The organism is Pseudonocardia sp. ZF1 (assembly GCF_056835605.1).
On record NZ_JAJNBY010000001.1, the window covers coordinates 2,169,191 to 2,185,439 of the forward strand.

The 16,249-nt window shown below is 77.7% G+C and carries 15 protein-coding genes; 8 read left to right on the forward strand and 7 right to left on the reverse strand.

Features of this window, described 5'->3' with window-relative positions:
* Positions 1 to 30 precede the first annotated feature (30 nt).
* Positions 31 to 279, reverse strand: a complete 249-nt coding sequence (gene tatA, locus ZF1_RS10735) for a twin-arginine translocase TatA/TatE family subunit (protein ID WP_482637171.1) — start codon at positions 277 to 279, stop codon at positions 31 to 33.
* The gene (mgtA, locus tag ZF1_RS10740; protein ID WP_482637172.1) at positions 276 to 3,011 is read right to left on the reverse strand and encodes a magnesium-translocating P-type ATPase; all 2,736 of its coding nucleotides are present in this window, start codon (positions 3,009 to 3,011) and stop codon (positions 276 to 278) included. The genes tatA and mgtA overlap by 4 nt, the downstream gene beginning before the upstream one ends.
* Before the next feature lie 86 nt (positions 3,012 to 3,097).
* Between mgtA and ZF1_RS10745 the strand changes: the two genes are divergently transcribed.
* From ZF1_RS10745 to ZF1_RS10760, 4 genes are all read left to right on the forward strand, one after another.
* Entirely contained in the window at positions 3,098 to 3,448 is a 351-nt protein-coding gene (locus tag ZF1_RS10745; protein WP_251784452.1) for an ArsR/SmtB family transcription factor, read from the forward strand.
* 321 nt (positions 3,449 to 3,769) lie between these two features.
* On the forward strand, positions 3,770 to 5,002 hold the full coding sequence (locus ZF1_RS10750) for an LCP family protein (protein WP_482637173.1): 1,233 nt from the start codon (positions 3,770 to 3,772) through the stop codon (positions 5,000 to 5,002).
* 78 nt (positions 5,003 to 5,080) lie between these two features.
* On the forward strand, positions 5,081 to 5,701 hold the full coding sequence (locus ZF1_RS10755; protein WP_405417988.1) for a DedA family protein: 621 nt from the start codon (positions 5,081 to 5,083) through the stop codon (positions 5,699 to 5,701).
* A 56-nt stretch (positions 5,702 to 5,757) separates the two neighbouring features.
* Entirely contained in the window at positions 5,758 to 6,747 is a 990-nt protein-coding gene (locus tag ZF1_RS10760) for an NADPH:quinone reductase (RefSeq protein ID WP_482637174.1), read from the forward strand.
* A gap of 39 nt (positions 6,748 to 6,786) precedes the next feature.
* On the opposite strand, the gene ZF1_RS10765 is transcribed toward ZF1_RS10760, so the two are convergent.
* Together ZF1_RS10765 and ZF1_RS10770 are read right to left on the reverse strand one after the other, a co-directional pair.
* On the reverse strand, positions 6,787 to 7,467 hold the full coding sequence (locus ZF1_RS10765) for an LppM family (lipo)protein (protein ID WP_482637175.1): 681 nt from the start codon (positions 7,465 to 7,467) through the stop codon (positions 6,787 to 6,789).
* Positions 7,468 to 7,504: 37 nt separating this feature from the next.
* Positions 7,505 to 8,116, reverse strand: a complete 612-nt coding sequence (locus tag ZF1_RS10770; RefSeq protein ID WP_062404536.1) for a GNAT family N-acetyltransferase — start codon at positions 8,114 to 8,116, stop codon at positions 7,505 to 7,507.
* A 326-nt stretch (positions 8,117 to 8,442) separates the two neighbouring features.
* On the opposite strand from ZF1_RS10770, the gene ZF1_RS10775 reads away from it, so the two are divergent.
* Positions 8,443 to 8,763, forward strand: a complete 321-nt coding sequence (locus ZF1_RS10775; protein ID WP_051050348.1) for a hypothetical protein — start codon at positions 8,443 to 8,445, stop codon at positions 8,761 to 8,763.
* Between the two features lie 42 nt (positions 8,764 to 8,805).
* Positions 8,806 to 9,576, forward strand: a complete 771-nt coding sequence (locus ZF1_RS10780) for an SAV_6107 family HEPN domain-containing protein (RefSeq protein WP_482637176.1) — start codon at positions 8,806 to 8,808, stop codon at positions 9,574 to 9,576.
* Between the two features lie 99 nt (positions 9,577 to 9,675).
* On the opposite strand, the gene ZF1_RS10785 is transcribed toward ZF1_RS10780, so the two are convergent.
* Entirely contained in the window at positions 9,676 to 10,506 is an 831-nt protein-coding gene (locus ZF1_RS10785; protein ID WP_073573930.1) for a ParA family protein, read from the reverse strand.
* A 128-nt stretch (positions 10,507 to 10,634) separates the two neighbouring features.
* Between ZF1_RS10785 and ZF1_RS10790 the strand changes: the two genes are divergently transcribed.
* Together ZF1_RS10790 and ZF1_RS10795 are read left to right on the forward strand one after the other, a co-directional pair.
* A complete protein-coding gene (locus ZF1_RS10790) occupies positions 10,635 to 11,393 on the forward strand; it encodes a class I SAM-dependent methyltransferase (protein WP_308819803.1) in 759 nt (252 codons plus the stop codon).
* A gap of 314 nt (positions 11,394 to 11,707) precedes the next feature.
* Positions 11,708 to 12,118: a DUF3040 domain-containing protein gene (locus ZF1_RS10795; RefSeq protein ID WP_100880227.1), complete on the forward strand. Its 411-nt coding sequence runs from the start codon at positions 11,708 to 11,710 to the stop codon at positions 12,116 to 12,118.
* Positions 12,119 to 12,554: 436 nt separating this feature from the next.
* Here ZF1_RS10795 and ZF1_RS10800 read toward each other — a convergent pair whose 3' ends face one another.
* Together ZF1_RS10800 and ZF1_RS10805 are read right to left on the reverse strand one after the other, a co-directional pair.
* A complete protein-coding gene (locus ZF1_RS10800; RefSeq protein ID WP_476654367.1) occupies positions 12,555 to 14,900 on the reverse strand; it encodes a transglutaminase TgpA family protein in 2,346 nt (781 codons plus the stop codon).
* Positions 14,897 to 16,249: a DUF58 domain-containing protein gene (locus ZF1_RS10805; protein WP_208827051.1), complete on the reverse strand. Its 1,353-nt coding sequence runs from the start codon at positions 16,247 to 16,249 to the stop codon at positions 14,897 to 14,899. Before ZF1_RS10805 ends, ZF1_RS10800 begins: the two co-directional genes overlap by 4 nt.

Consider the following 16,249-nt stretch of genomic DNA (forward strand, 5'->3'; position numbering starts at 1 on the left):
CGGGGACGTGCGTCCCCGGCCCCGCGACGGTCAGCGCTCGCCGGTGGTCCGTTCCTCCGCGACCCGCTCCCGGGCCGGCGGCTCCCCGGCGGGCCGCTCCTCGAGGGCCCGGTCCTCGGAGCGCGCCGCGCCGTCCTCGCGGGTCTGGCTCAGCTCGGACCTCAGGATGCGGGTGGACCGGCCCACCGAGCGGGCCAGGTCGGGCAGCTTCTTCGCGCCGAACAGCAGCACGACGACCAGCAGGACGACGAGCAGCTGGGTCGGTCCGGGTGGGGTCATCGGATCCTCTCCTTCTCCTGCCGGGCGTCCGCGGCGCGGATCCCCAGCACGTGACGCAGGTACAGCGGCCGCGTCGCGGCCACACACGACAGGAACGGCAGCACGACGGCCGCCAGCAGCGGCCACACCGCGGGCGGTGGCGCCGCCATCCCGAACAGGGGGGCGAGCGGGGTGAACGGCACCGCCAGCCCGGCCAGGACCACGGCCGTCACCGTCGCCACCACCGGCCGCGCGGCGCGCCCGGCCCGGGTCCGCAGCAGGAGCAGCACCAGTACCTGGGACAGCACCCCCTCCATGAACCAGACGGCCTGGAACACCGCCTGCTCCTGCGGGGTGTCCAGGCCCAGGAAGCGCCACACCGCCCAGAAGGTGACCAGGTCGAACGCCGAGGCCAGCGGCCCGAGGACCGCCATGAACCACAGCATCCCGCGGGTGTCCCAGCGCCGGGGCCGCGCCGTCCAGCCCGGCTCGACCCGGTCGAACGACAGCGACAGCGCGGCCACCCCGAACAGCACGCCCTGCAGCAGCAGCTGCGCGGGCAGCAGCGGCAGGAACGGCAGCACCGCCGAGGCGACCAGCACCGACAGGGCGTTGCCGACGTTCAGCGCCGCGGTCACGGTCAGGTAGCGGGTGGCGCGGCCCAGGGTCCGCCTGCCCTCCTCGACCGCGGAGACGACGACGTCGGGGCTGCGGTCGGCCAGCACGATGTCCGCGGCCGCCCGGGCGGCGGGCACCGCTCCGTCGACGCCGATCCCGACGTCGGCGATCCGCAGCGCGCCGACGTCGTTGAGGCCGTCGCCGAGGAACCCGACGGTGTGCCCGCGGGCCTGCAGCGCGGCGACGACCCGCTCCTTCTGCAACGGCCCGAGCCGGGTGAACAGGGTGATGCGCGCCACCGCCCGGGCCAGCGCGACGTCGTTGAGGGCATCGAGCCCGGCGCCGTCGAGCACCCCGGTGACCGCGATCCCGGCCCGCGCGCACACCTGCTCGGCGACAGCGGTGTCGTCGCCGGTCAGGACCTTCACCGCGACGCCCTGCTCGGCGAAGCGCTCCACCGCGCGGGCCGCGGACTCCCGCACCGGGTCGACCATCCCGACGAAGCCCAGCAGCAGCAGGTCGCGCTCGGGGTCGTCGTCGTCACCGGCGCCGAGCGGACGCAGCAGCGGTGTCCGACGGGTGGCGACGGCGACGACCCGCAGCCCGGTCGCGCGGTGCCCGGCCGCGGCGTCGGCGGCCGCGGCCCGCAGCGACGCGGTCAGCTCCATGGCCCCGCCGTCGCGGGCGACCCGGGTGCAGCGGGGGAGCACGGTGTCCGGGTCGCCCCGCACGATCACCAGCTCACCGGGGTCGTGCGCGTCGCGCAGCACCATCGCCGAGCGCCGCCGGGAATGGTCGAAGGGCAGCTCCTCGACCCGGGTGAGCAGGCCGTGGGCCAGCAGCGCCGACCCGTCCCGGTCGGCGGCGGACACCGCGTCGTCGAGGCCGTCGCGCGGGGTGGTCTGGAAGCGCACCGCGACCGCGGCCGCGTCGGCCGGGGCGGGGTCGGGACGACCGTCGACGTCGACGGAGTGGGTGAACACCACCCGGTCCTCGGTGAGCGTGCCGGTCTTGTCCAGGCAGGCGACGTCGATCGAGCCGAGGTCGTGGATGGCCTCCGGGCGGGTCACCAGCACCCCGGACTCGCGCAGCCGGTACGCGCCGCGCAACAGCGTGGTCCCGACGATCAGCGGCAGCAGCTCCGGGGCCAGGCCGACCGTCACGACGACGGCGAACAGCAGCGCCTGCCGCACGTCACCGGACACCTCGACGTTCACCAGCAGCACCAGCGGCGCCGCGAGCAGCATGCAGCGCACCAGCGCCCGGCGCACCGACCGCAGACCCCGGTCCACCTCGGACTCCGGACGGGGACGGCGGCCGCGCCCGGCCAGCTCCTCGGTGTGGGTGTGCGCCCCGGTGGCCAGCACGACCGCCGTCGCGGTGCCGCGGACCACGGTGCTCCCGGCGAACAGCAGCGCCGGGTGCGCGGTGACCGGGCCGTCGTCGGTCCCCGCCCGCGACGACCGTCGCCGCGGCGCCGGGCGCGGCTCGCGTGACGACGGCGGTGCCTTCGCCACCGGCAGCAGCTCCCCGGACAGCGACGACTGGTCGACCAGCAGGTCCCGGGCGTGCAGCAGCCGCGCGTCGGCCGGGACGGGGTCGCCCGCGCCGAGCAGCACGACGTCGCCGGGCACCAGGTCCTCCGGCGGCACCTCGCTGTCGCGCGGTGCGGTCCCGGGGGCCGGGCGGCGGCGGACCGTCACGGTGGTCGCGGCGTGCGCGCGCAGCTCCCGCGACAGCCGGTCGCCGCGGGCGGCGTGCCACAGGCGCAGCCCGACGCCGAGCGCGGCGACGACGAGCACCAGCGTCGCGCTGCCGGGGCTGCCCGCGACGGCGAGCAGCACCCCGAGCACGGTCATCAGGCCGGAGAACGGGCCGGCGAGCGCGCGGCGGGCCCACACGGCCGCGCCCGGGCGCCGGACGGCATCGGTGGCGTTGTCGCCGTGGGCGTGCAGGCGTAGTGCGGCGGTGTCCTCGCACAGTCCGCGGCGCGCGGACTCCAGGCCCCGGAGCAGCGCGAACGCGTCGGCGCCCGCCCAGTGCCGCAGCGCGGGCTCGCCGGGCGTGACGGGCGGATCGGCCGGCGGGGGCGGTGGCCGCGCCGCGGCACCGTCGCGCCCGATCGTCCGGTCCAACGGTGCCCCTCCGGTCCCCGGCACCGCGTCCGGCGCCGCCCGGTACGGTAACAGTTGCGTAAGTGACGCAACTGTCTGGAGGCCCGGTGGAGACCGCCCCCGAGGACCCGCAGCCCCTCGACCCCGAGCTGCTGGCCGACGCGGCCGCGGCGTTCGGGATGCTCGCCGCGACCTCGCGGCTGCAGATCGTCTGGCTGCTCGCCGACGGCCCGCGCGACGTCGGCACCCTCGCGACGACCCTCGGCCAGCCGGTGGCGACGGTGAGCCAGCACCTGGCGAAGCTCAAGCTCGCCGGGCTGGTCCGCGCCCGCCGCGAGGGCCGCCACCAGATCTACGTCATCGCGGACGCCGGCATGGTCGAGGTGGTCCGGACCGTGGTGGCCGCGCAGGAGCGCAGGCGGGAGCCGGACGCCGTGCGCGGGCGGGGGATCGTGTGACGCCGCCGCCGGGTCCGGTGCCCCCGGACCGTCCGCGTCCGGACCGGGCCGGCGCACCCTGTGTCCCCGGCGTCCCGCCGGCTCCGGGCGCGCCGCGGACCGGGACCCGGGGTGCGGCGCCGCGGGACACCCGGTCGCCGGGCGCGTGGCCCCGTTCCGGCGGCCCGCCGGCGGCGCGCCCCGGCGCCCCGGCCGGTCCCCGTCCGTCGCGCGCGGTCCCCGGTGCTCCGTCGGGCGGCCCGGCCCGGCCCGGCGATCGGCCCGCGTCGGCCGGCCCGCGGGCCCGGCCCGCCGACCCCGGCGCCCGCCCCACCACCCCCGATGCGCCCGGTCGCCCCCTGGCCGCGCGCCGAGCAGGGCGCCCCCGCCCCGCGGCGGCACCGCGTCCGCGGCCTCGTCGCGGCACTGTCGGTCGCGGTCTTCCTCGCCACCGGCGCCGGCTGGGCCATGGTCGGCGGCACCAGCGGTCTGACCACCGCGGACGTGACCGGACCGCACGTCGCCGACGGCGCGACCGACATCCTGCTGGTCGGCAGCGACTCCCGGGTCGACGCCCGCGGCAACCCGCTGCCCCGCGAGGTCCTCGACGCCCTGGACGCGGGCGACGCCGACGGCCAGGACAACACCGACACCCTGATGCTGGTCCGCATCCCGGACGACCCCGACCTCGGCGCCTCCGCGGTGTCGATCCCGCGCGACTCCTGGGTCGACGTCCCCGGCCTCGGCAACCACAAGATCAACTCTGCGCTGGCGCGCGGGGCGGCGATCGCCCGGCCGGACCTGATCCGGCGGGGGCTGAGCGGGCCGGACCTGGAGCGGGAGGCCAACGCCGCGGGCAGCAGGCTGCTCGTGCGCACCGTCGAGGAGCTCACCGGCGTCTCGATCGACCACTACGCCCAGGTCAACCTGGCCGGGTTCGCCGAGATCACCCGCGCGCTCGGCGGCGTCCCGGTGTGCCTCAGGGCCCCGGTGCGCGACAGCTACTCCGGCGCGGACTTCGCCGCGGGCCCGCAGACCGTGCAGGGCGCCCAGGCCCTGCAGTTCGTCCGGCAGCGGCACGGCCTGCCCGAGGGGGACCTCGACCGGGTCCGTCGCCAGCAGGCGTTCCTCGCAGGGCTGACCCACCGGCTCCTGTCGGCGGGCACCCTCACCGACCCGACGGCCGTCGCCGACCTGATGCAGGCGGTCAACGGTGCCGTCGTGCTCGACCAGGGCTGGGACCTCACCTCGATGCTCGCCCACGCGGCGCAGCTGCGCGGTGACCGGGTCACCTTCCGCACCATCCCCACCGGCCGGGCCGACTACCGGACCGGCAGCGAGGGCGTCGCGGTGAAGGTCGACCCGGGGCAGGTCACGGCGTTCTTCGCCGGGCTGACCGCGCCCGGGGCACCGGCCGATCCCGGTGACGGCGACGACGCGGACACCGCCGCGCCGGCGGCACCGGCCCCGACGGAGAGCGGGACCGGACGGGCCGCGGCGCCCCGGGGTGACCCGACCCCGGCCGCCGACACCCAGCCCGAGCTGACCGCCGACGGGGTGCCCTGCGTCGACTGACGCGGCCCCGTCACCCCGGCCGAGGAGCCTCCCATCACCGAGATCATCGACTTCCTGACCTCCGTCCCGTTGTGGGTGGTGGTGCTCGTCGCGGGGCTGGTCACCCTCGGCGAGACCACGATCGGCGTCGGGCTGGTCCTGCCCGGCGAGACCGTGCTCATCGCCGCCGCGATGGCCGTTCCGGACGTCCCGGCCGCGGTGCTGGTCACCGGCGTGGTCGCGGTCGCCGCCGCCTGCGGCGACGCGATCGGCTACGCGATCGGCCGCCGTTTCGGCCCGCGGCTGCGCGAGTCGCGGATCATCGGCCGGATGGGCCGCGACGCCTGGGACGACGCCGCCCGCACCCTGCGCCGCTGGGGTCCGTGGGCGGTGCTCGGCGCCCGGTTCCTGCCGGTGGTGCGCACGATGACCCCGGCCGCGGCGGGGGCGTCCGGGCTGCCGCTGCGGCGGTTCCTGCCCGCCGTCGTCGTCGGGGCGACGGTCTGGTCGGCCGTGCACGTGACCGCCGGGTTCCTGCTGCGCGAGGCCGCCGAGCAGTTCGAGAAGGCCTTCGGGATCGCCGGCTGGGTGGTCCTGGCGGTCGTGGTCGTCGCCGGCGTCGGCGGGTGGCGGGTGCGGCGTCGTCGCGCCGAGGCCCGCCGGGCCGCCGCCCGCGAGACCGTCGCCGCCCTGGCCGAGGAGCGCCGCGACGCCGCCTGACGCCGGTCGTGCCGCACCGGGTGCGGGCCCGGACCGGCGACGGCAGGATGGCCGGGGTGAAGGCAGTGAGCTACTCCCGTGAGGGCACCGCCCGCGACGTCCTGACCGTCGGTGAGATCGACACCCCGCAGCCCGGCCCGGGCCAGGTCCGGGTCCGGGTCCGCATCTCGGCGGTCAACCCGACCGACACCAAGACCCGCGACGGCACCACGTCACGGCCCTTCGACGGGGTCCGCGTCCCGCACCAGGACGGCGTGGGCGAGATCGACGCCGTGGGGGAGGGGGTCGACCCGTCCCGGGTCGGGCAGCGGGTCTGGACCTGGCTCGCGTCGCCGGGCGGTGCCGGCGGCGCCGCGCTCGCCGAGTGGGGCACCTGCGCGCAGTACACGGTGCTGCCGGCCGAGCAGGCCACCGTGCTGCCCGACGGCGCGCCGGACGACCTCGGCGCCTGCCTGGGCGTCCCGGCGATGACCGCCTACCACTGCCTGTTCGCCGACGGCCCGGTCGCCGGACGGACGGTGCTGGTCACCGGCGGTGCGGGCGCGGTCGGGCACTACGGCATCCAGCTCGCCCGCTGGGCCGGGGCGACCGTGGTGACCACCGTGTCCGGTCCGGAGAAGGCCGAGCTGGCCCGGGCCGCCGGCGCGCACCACGTCGTCAACTACCGCGACGGCGACCCCGGCGCCGCGATCCTCGACGCCGCCGGACCGGTCGACCGGATCGTCGAGGTCTCGCTCGCCCAGAACCTGGCGCAGGACCTCGCGGTGCTGCGCAACGGGGGCGCTGTCGTCTCCTACGCCGCCACCCCGCAGGACCCGTCGATCCCGGTCCGCGCGCTGGTGGGGGCGAACGCGGTGCTGCGGTTCGCGCTGCTCTACACCGTGCCCCGCCCGGTGCTGGCCGACGCGGCCCACGGGCTGGGCGTGGCGGCCGCGCACGGAGCGCTGACCCCGCTGCCGGTCACCCGGTTCGGGATCGACGACGTCGTCGCCGCGCACGAGGCCGTCGAGGCGGGGACGACGGGCAAGGTCGTGGTCGACCTCTGACCGGTTCCGGTCGGCCACCCCCGCCGGTCCGGCGCGCCCTCAGCGCCGGATCGGCGGGTTCCGGTCGCGCCGGGCCAGCAGCACGGCGGCCCCCGCCGCGACGACGACGAGCCCGGCCAGCAGCAGCGACCAGCCCAGGATCGACGGCGCGTTCGGATCGGTCGAGATCACCGAGGCGTTGATCTGCGAGACCTCACCGGGGACGAACTCCCAGGTGACGGTGCCGCCGTCGGTCTCGCCGTCGGACTCGACGACCTCGCCGGGAAAGCTCATCGCGAGCCGCACGTCGGCCCGGTCCACCGGCATCGTGGTCAGGTCGGCCCGGCCCTGCACGGCGATCCGCTCCCCGACCCGGCGCAGCTCCAGGTTCGCCCGTCCCGACGCGTTCCCGCCGAGCAGGTTCAGCTGCGAGACCTGGGCGAAGGTCAGGTTCTCGAAGGCCGCACGGGTGCCGACGAAGCCGTCCTGGTCGTACGGCGACAGCTCGACATCGCCCGCGAGGTCGGCCGGGACCTCCAGCTGCGGGCCGCGGCCGTCCGGCGCGCCCTCGGGCGTCGCGACGACGATCGTGCCGTCGACGGTGTCGTCCGGCTGCACGGCCAGGGCCACCTGGACCCGGGTGCAGCCGGTCAGCGTGAGGAGGGCCAGCACCGCGAGCAGCACGAGCGCACGCGTCCGGGATCGACGGCGTGCGGGTGGCGCGGTGCGGTGCGACGGCATGGCGTCATCGTGCCACCCGGGCACGACGGTCCCGGCGTCACTCGGGGGCGTGTGTCGGGTGATCCGTGGGGAGCAGCGGCAGCTCGCGCCCGAGCACGGCGAACGGGCGCGGGTCCCCGGTGAACAGGTGCTCGCGCAGCACGTCGACGAACCCGGCACGACGGTAGAGCCGCCACGCCCGGCCGGGCGTGGCGCGACCGTACTCGGGGGTGGACAGCAGCATCCGGGCCCGGGCGGCGTCGCGGGCCAGCGCCCGCAGCAGCGACTCGCCGATGCCCGAGCCCTGGGCCTGCGGGTGGACGTGCAGCTCGGTCAGCTCGAAGTAGTCGGTCAGCCAGTCGGCGCTCACGGCCCCGGGCTCCCCGCGACGGGCGCGCAGCCCGCGCCGGACCTCCTCGAACCACCACTGCCCGGGGCCGCCCCAGTAGCCGTAGCCGATGCCGGTGAGCCGGTCCTGCGCGTCGAGCCAGCCGACCGAGCGCCAGCCCGGCCGGTAGGAGTGCTCGAGCCACAGCGAGCGGCGCTGGCGTGCGGTCGACCGCGGGTAGCCCATCGCGGTGACGTAGACGTCGATCGCCTCGCCCAGCCGGTCGGCGAAGTCGCTGCGGCCGAGGCCGACCAGGCGCGCACGCGACGGTGCGGCGGTCACCGCGAGCACCGGCCCCGGTGGGGACCGCACGCCCGCGCCGGGGCGGGGTCGGTGTCCGGGTACATGCCCCCATCACACCACGTCCGGCCGGTCCCGGCGGGTCCGGACCGGGCACCCCGCCGCGGTGCCGGTGGGTGAGTGGCGCCACCCGGTCGCCCGACTTGACGCGACGATCGAACACGCGTTCTACTGACGTATGTCGAACGCGCGTTCGACGCCGGGGCGTCCGGTGGGCGGAGTGGGGGAAGCACCCCGTCGCCGGGCGTCCCGGAGACCGATTCCGGTGGTGGGAACCGAGGCCCGGCCACCGGGTGGAGGGCGTGGTGATGCCAGTGGGCGGCTTCTCGCGTTTGTTCCGGTCCCGCCAGCCGGCGGCGATCGACGTGCGCTGGCAGAACGGTGAGCCGGTCGAGTTCTCGCGGCGTCCGTCGCGCCGCGGGGAACATTTCCTGGTCACCGGGGTTCGAGACCAGTGGATCGAGGAGTCCCCGTGGCCGTTCCCGTCGCCGATGCCGGTGGGCGGGGACCGGCTGAGCTGTTGGCGGGTGCTCGCCCGGTCGGTGCAGGACCCGCAGGAGCCGCCGCGCGAGGTGGTGCTGCGGATGCGGTCCGGTCCGGGCGTGTGGGACCTGGTGAAGGTCGACTGAGAGGTGCGGGAGATGCGGGAGGTGCGCGTGCGGAGCAGGACGATGGAACTGGACCTGGCGCTGCCGTCGCCGCGGTCCGCCGGGGCGCGACGGCCGGGCGACGCCCCGGCGGGCGCCGCGCGGCCGGAGCGGCGGTCCGGCCGGGTGCGGCCGGTCGCCGACGGGTTGTGGCCGCTGGACTGCGGCGCGGCCCGGGGCACGGGACGGGGCGCCGCCGACCGTACGGGGGCCGCCGCCGGGGCGGCGCCGTCCCGGCGGGGGAGCGGCCGGACCGGTGCGGACCCGGCCGGGACCGGGTGCACCGGCCGGCCGGGCCGGGCCGGGGAGACCGGCGCCGCCGGCCGGTCCGGGCAGGTGGTCCCCCTGCCGGGCGCACCCGTGCCGTCGGACGGGGGCGCGGCCCGGCCGGCCGGGCCGGTGCCCCTCCGGTCGCCCGCGCCCGCCCCGCCGTCGCGGGACGCGCTCGGGCTGCTGCGCCAGGCCGCCGAGCAGCTCGCCGAGGCGCACCGGGAGACCGAGCCGCTGCGCCGCTACCCGGCCGCCTACCTCGCCGCGCTGCGTGCCGGGGCGGCGGTGCTGGCGATGCGGGCCCGGCCCCGGACCCGCCGGGGCGCCCCGCGCGACGTCTGGCGGCTCCTCGCCGAGGTCGCTCCGGAGCTGGAGGAGTGGGCGGCGTTCTTCGCCGGGTGCTCGCGGCTGCGGATCGAGGCCGAGGTCGGGATCGGGCGGCACGTCGACCGGCGCGCCGCCGACGACCTGCTGCGCCAGGCCGAGCAGTTCGTGACCCGGGTGCAGCTGCTGCTGCCCCGGTGAGGTCCGTCCGCCGGGGCGGCGGGCCGCACGGGGGAGCGGATCGGCGGACGGAGGAGAACGCGAGCGGACGGGGCCGAGGAGCGGGCCGGGAGGGGCCGGTCAGGCCGAGGCGGCGGGGCGCGAGGCGCTGCGCAGCACCCGGCCCAGCAGCGCGGTGAACACCGCGGAGATCTCCCGGGCGCCCGGGGTGTCCCAGGCCTGGATCGGCAGGCAGGCGCCCTGGGCCTGCTGGACCGCCGAGCGGTCGGGCAGGACGCTGTTGAACACCAGGGGGCCGAAGAGCTCGCGCAGCTCCGAGATCCGGAACTCGTGCTCGGTGTTGCGCGGCCGCACCCGGTTGACCAGCACACCCAGCGGCTGAAGCCGGTCGTTGGACCGCTCGCGCTCGGTCTGGACCGCGTCGAACGCGCGCTGCACGCCGGACACCGAGAACATCGTCGGGTCGGTCACCAGGATCGCCCGGTCCGCGGCGGACAGCGCGCTGCGGGTCAGCTGCCCCAGCGACGGCGGGCAGTCCACGATCACCAGCCGGTAGCGCTCCTCGGCGTGCTCGGAGCCACCGGAGTCGTCGGTGATCAGCTCACCGGCCAGCCGCTGCAGGGCGCGGTCCAGCCGGTACAGCTGCGCCGCCCCCGGGTCGGGGTGGTTGTGCCGCTCGGTCTGCTCCGCGCCGACCAGCACGTCGAGGCCCTCGCCCCACGCCGACGGCGCGATGGCCCGTTCGACGACTGCGCGGCGCGGCTCGTCCAGCACGTCGGCGACGGTCGCCGTGGTGGGCTCCGGGTCGAGCGCGGTGGTGGCGTTGGCCTGCGGGTCGAGATCCACCACGAGGGTGGAGACGCCGTGCCGCTGCGCCGCGCCGGCCAGACCCAGTGCGACCGTGGTCTTGCCGACGCCACCCTTGAGACTGAGCGTGGCGACGACCTGCACCCACCCAACTTACCGTGCGGTCCGGCACGGTCGCCGAGCGGAGTGCCGGTGATCGTCGGGCGCCCGGTCGTGGGCGTCCCGCCGGGCGGGCGGGCCGGGCACCGGCGGGGGCCACTAGTCTCGGTGCCGTGGGATCGCCGACACGCGAGCAGGCCGGAGCAGCGCGCGGGGCCGCCGTGTTCCGGGTGCTGGACAGGGAGATCGACCGTGTCCGCCGGGACACCGGGGCCGCGCCCCGGGTGCTCGACGTCGGCGGGGGCAGCGGCACCTGGGCGGTGCCGCTGGCGATCGCCGGCTGCGCGGTGACCGTCGTCGACACCAGTCCCAACGCGCTGGCGACGCTGGCCCGGCGCGCCGGTGAAGCCGGCGTGACCGACCGGATCACCCCGGTGAACGGCGACGTCGACACCCTCGCCGAGGTCGCCCCGGCCGACGGCGCCGACCTCGTGCTGGGACACGGGCTGCTCGAGGTCGTCGACGGCCCGGGCCGGGTGCTCGCCGCGCTCGCCGCGGCCGCCGCCCCGGGCGGGGCGGTGTCGGTGCTCACGGTGGGGCGCTACGGCGCGTTCATCGGGCGGCTGGCCACCGGCCGGCTCGCCGAGGCCCGTGCCCTGCTCACCGACCCCGAGGGCCGCACCGGTACCGACGACCGGCTGCTGCGCCGGTTCGACGCGCACCGGCTGCAGGAGCTCACCGCCGGGACCGGACGGCTGCGGACCGAGATCCTGCAGGGCGACGGCACCCTCGAGGCGTGGCTGCCCGGCCCCGGCCAGGAGGGCGAGGCGGCGGGCCGCGACGAGCGCGACGAGCTGGACGCGCTCGCGTCGCAGGTCGGCGCCCTCGCCGAGGTCGCCCCGCGGTTGCATCTGCTCGCCCGGCGGTACTGACACCCGTCCCCGCCGCCGGTGTCCGACGGTCGCCGTCCGGCTGCCGTCGGTGACCGGTCGTCCGGCGTTCACCCGGCTGCCCACCCCCGTCCGGGTGGGTCTGCGACAGTCCGGGTGAGCGACGACACGCCGCGCCACGCCGCCCGCTCGACGATCAGCCGAGCGGGTTGGACGGTCCGGGTGGTCGCGGCACGATTCGCCTCGTACTCTGGACATCAGACGCCCAGGTTGGGGCGCCCGTCGTACCGGCCGGGGCGAGGAGGCCCGGGCTGAATGCGGCCTACCGTCCGATTACGTGTGCCGGAGGTGAAGGCATGCCGCTCTCCGAGCACGAGCAGCGCCTGCTCGAACAGATCGAACGCGCCCTCTACCAGGAGGACCCCAAGTTCGCGTCCTCGGTCAGCGGTAGCCGGCGGAGCAAGCCCGCCCGGCGCCGCCGGATCCAGGGCGCCGTCCTGTTCGTGGTGGGCCTCGTGCTGCTCGTCGCCGGGATCCCCTTCCGGGCACTCTGGCTCGGCGACCTGCCGATCCTGAGCATCGTCGGCTTCCTCGCCATGCTCGGCGGCGCGCTGCTGGCGGTCACCTCGATCGGCGCCCGTCGCGGCGGCGAGGAGACGACCGGTCAGGGCGGGGCCGCCCCGAAGGACAAGCAGTCCGGCGAGAGCGGCGGTGGCTTCACCGGCCGTATGGAGGAGCGCTTCCGGCGCCGTTTCGAGCAGGAGTGACACGGGGCGGCCCACGTGGCCGCCCGTACGACACCCGGCGGGGCGGGACACCGATGCGGTGGCCCGCCCCGCCGTCGTGTGTCCGGCGCCGGCCGTCCGCTGTACCGGCGTCGGGCCCGGGTGTCACCGGGGACGGGAGCCCGGCGATCGGGACCGGCCCGCGCCGTCCGACGGCCGCCGGCCGGACGACACCGCCGGCCGGACGACACCGCCGGCCGGACGACACCGCCGGCCGGACGACACCGCCGGCCGGACGACACCGCCGGCCGGGCGACGCCGCCGGCCGATGCCGCCGACCGGACGATGCCGCCGACCGGACGACGCCCCCGATCGGATGCCGGGCGCTGATCCGGGGTGCCGGGGGCTGCGAACCCCGTGCCGCGGTGGGCGGGTCGGCCGCGCGCGCTGGGCGGGGCGGCCGTGCGCGCCGGGCGCGTCAGCCGCGCTCGGCAGGTTCCCCGGCCGTGTCGGCGGCGCCGTCGTCGGCCGTCGGGTCGTCGTCGGACGGGCGGCGCCCGCGCCGGACCGCCTCCGGCACCACCGAGGCAGGCAGCACCCGTGCCCGCAACGACGTCCCGCCGGCCGCGATCGCCGTCCGCACCTCGTCCACCAGGCCGTCGAGCGTGCCGGGCTCGGGCAGCATCCCGCCGTACCAGCTCGCCTCGACCCGGCCCGCCAGCTCCCGCAGCGCCTCGGCGGGGCGCCCGGACAGGCCGTGCCGCTCGGTGATGCGGTCGGCGGCCGCGCGGACGGTGTCCCCGGGCGGCACCGGGACCCCGTGGTCGCGGGAGGCGGCCAGGACCTCGTCCCATGCCGCCGCCGCAGCGCCGTCGCCGCCCGCCCGGGCCAGCCCGGCCCGGCGGGAGTACTGGTGCCGGCGCCACAGGCCCGGGGTCAGCACGACCGCGAGCACCGCGGCCGCCAGCAGCAGCGCCACGACCAGCGGCCACCACGACCCGGTCGCGGCCGTCGGCCGGTCGGCCGCCTGCTCCTCGGTGGGCGGAGGCTCCGGGGTGGGGCCACCGGCCTCGGGGGGCGGCGGCGTCGCGGACGGCTCGGGCTGCGGGGTCTGCTCGGCGGCGGGCGTGCCGCCGTCCTGCTCCCGGGCCTGCTGGACATAGGCCGGGTCGATGGTGCGGCCGTCGGCGAGCGGGGTCGGGTCGAAGGTCATCCAGCCGTAGCCGGGGAACCACGCCTCGACCCAGGCGTGGGCGTCCTCGGTGGTGATCGTGCGGGCCCCGGAACCGTCGGCGTCGCCTGCGGTGAAACCGACCGCCACCCGGGCCGGGACGTCGACGGCGCGCAGCATGACCGCCATCGCCGAGGCGTACTGCTCGCAGTAGCCGGTCCGGCCGCGGGTCAGGAAGTCGACCAGGGCGTCGCCGTTGCCACCCGGCGCGGTCGCCAGGCTGTAGGTGAACGGGGAGCCGGGCCCGGTGAAGTGGTCCTCCAGCGCCATCGCCCGGTCGAACGGCGTCGTGGCCCCGGCGGTCACCTCCCGGGCGATCGCGGTGACCCGTGGGTCGACACCGTCGGTGTCGAGGTAGGACCGGTCGACCGTGGTCGGCCCGGACGCCGCGCGCAGCTGGTCGGCCGACGGCTCCGGCAGCCGCATCGACTGGGTCCAGCCGTCCTCGGACTGTGCGCGCTCGCTGTAGACGATGCCGCCGTCGGCGTCGTAGGCCCAGCTCGGTGAGTTCACCGCGATCCGGGTCGGGTCGCCGAACACCGGCAGCCAGTAGTCGCGGAAGCCCAGGTTGTCGACCTGCACGTCCTGGGACGCGGCCGGCCCGGACGTCGACGGCGGCAGCGGCCCGGTCAGCGGCACGCCCGGCAGCGGGCGCCCCGCCTTCCAGCCCTCCTGCGGCACGTAGGACTGCAGGGTGAGCGCGCGCAGGTAGGTCGGGGTCTGCAGACCCCGGACGCTGAACAGCGGGCGCGGCTCGCTGCGGGTCAGCTGTCCGCGCAGCGAGGTGAACGGGTTCAGCCCGATCGAGCCGTCGGCGTCGCCCCCGGTCCCGCCGGTGGCGTCGAAGCGTCCCGAGGTTCCCACCGACGATGCCAGCAGTCCCGCCAGCAGCGAGCCCACGACGGCGACCGCGACGACCGCGGCCCCGGCCGGGATCTGCCGCAGCCGGTCCGGGCGCAGGAGCAGCAGCACGCCGTAGCCGAGCGTCGCCGCGACCACGGTCCACCAGGGCAGCAGGTCCGGCTGCAGCGCCGTCGGCACCGCGAACACCACCAGCAGCGGCACCCCGGCCGCGGCCGGGGCGGCCACGGTCACCGCGAGCCCGAACACCGCGATCGCGATCGTGCCGAACCCGAGGGTGACCAGCAGCAGGATCTCCGGGCTCGCCGCGACCGGCGGCAGCCCGCTGTCGATCTGCTGCCCGGCCCCGCCGAGCAGGCCCGACAGCTCGCCGAACGCCGACGGCCCGGGGAGCACCCCGAGCACGCCGCTGCCGGTGAACCACGCGGTCACCAGCAGGACCAGGGCCAGCAGCTGGCCGGGCGCGACCAGCCAGGCCCGCAGCGGCAGCAGCAGGCCGCCGACCAGCGAGACCAGCACGACCGCGACGGCGGCGTGGGCGAACCAGGTCGCGCCCTGCACGACCGAGCTCATCGCCGTCCCGGCGAGCAGCACCGCGACGACCGTCGCGACCGGTCCCAGCACGACCGTCCAGGCCGGGGCACCCGGCGTCCGGCCCGCGGGTGCGGCATCGGGGACGGGCGCGGCGGGCTGCGGCGCGGGCCGGACGGGGGGCCGGGTCGGCGCGCTCATCCGGTCGCCCCCGCGATACCGGGCGAGCCGCAGGCGTCCGCCCAGGCCCGCTGGACGGTCATGTCGGAGGTGACGACGGTGGCGTGCCACCCGGCACGGCGGAGCGCGGCCGCCGCGACCGACGCCGGGCGGGACCGCGTCGCGGCCGACCAGGTGTCGACGTCGAGGACGACGGCGTGCCCGCCGCGCGGCCAGGCCGAGACCAGCGCGGTGACGTCCTGCGGCGCGGTCCCGCCGAGCACCGCGAGCACACCCTCCGGGTGCCCGGGCCCGGGGCCGGGCGCGGTGAACCCGGTGCTCGCCGAGGGCCGCAGCACCGCGAGCGACTCCAGCCGCGGGGGGACGGCGTCCGCACCGGTCACACCGGGCGGCACGTCGCCGACGGCCTCGCCGGACTCGTCGACGAGCGCGACGGCCTCGCCGCGCTGCAGCAGGTGCACCGCGACGCTCGCGGTGAACGCCACCGCCCACTCCAGGCTGGAGGCGGGCCCGTGCCCGCGGTGGGCGCTGTCGCGCCGGTCGATCAGCAGGGTCACCCCGGACGGGTCGGGACGGTCGTCGAGGCGGACCATCAGCTCGTCGCGCCGGGCGCTGGAGCGCCAGTGCACACGGCGCAGCTCGTCGCCCTGGCGGTAGGGGCGGATCAGCACGTCCGGGGTGCCGGGGCCGGGACGGCTGCCGCCCTCGGCGCCGCGCCCGGCGGCGGTGGAGGTCAGGGCCGGGCGCCCGGTCAGCGGGGTGACCCGGGGGAGGACCAGCAGCCGGTCGGCGGGGAGCAGGTCGTGGCGGAACTCGGCGAGGCCGAGCGCGTCGGTGCCGCGACCGCGCAGCGGACCGATCCGGTACGCGCCGCGGACCGCGGGCCGCACCGGGTAGCCGACCCGGGCACCGCGCCGGCCGAGCCGGTGCACGGTGAACCGCGGCGGGTAACGGTCGGCGGGACCGGCGGCGTCGGGCACGTGGTCGGCGATCCGCAGTGCGCCCAGCAGGGCGCCGCCGGCGATCCGCAGCAGCACCGTGCCGCCGCTGCCCGCCTCCAGCCGCGCCGGCTCCAGGGTGCGCCCGACCTGCAGCGAGCGGCGCGACCGCAGCGCGACGACGAGTGCCAGCAGCGGCAGGAACAGCACGAACGCGCCGATCCGGACGAGGTCGCGCTCGTCGAGCGCGATCGCCGAGACGACCATCGCGGCGCCGCCGGCGAGCAGGCAGCGCCCGCGCACGGTCAGCCCGGCCCGCCGTTCCCGGCGCGGCGCGCCGCCGGCCGCGAGCGGCGCCGACGACCCGGGTGCCGCCGGGGCACCGGGCTCGGTGGGAGCCGGTGGCCCGGACGGCGGCGCGGTCGGCGCCAT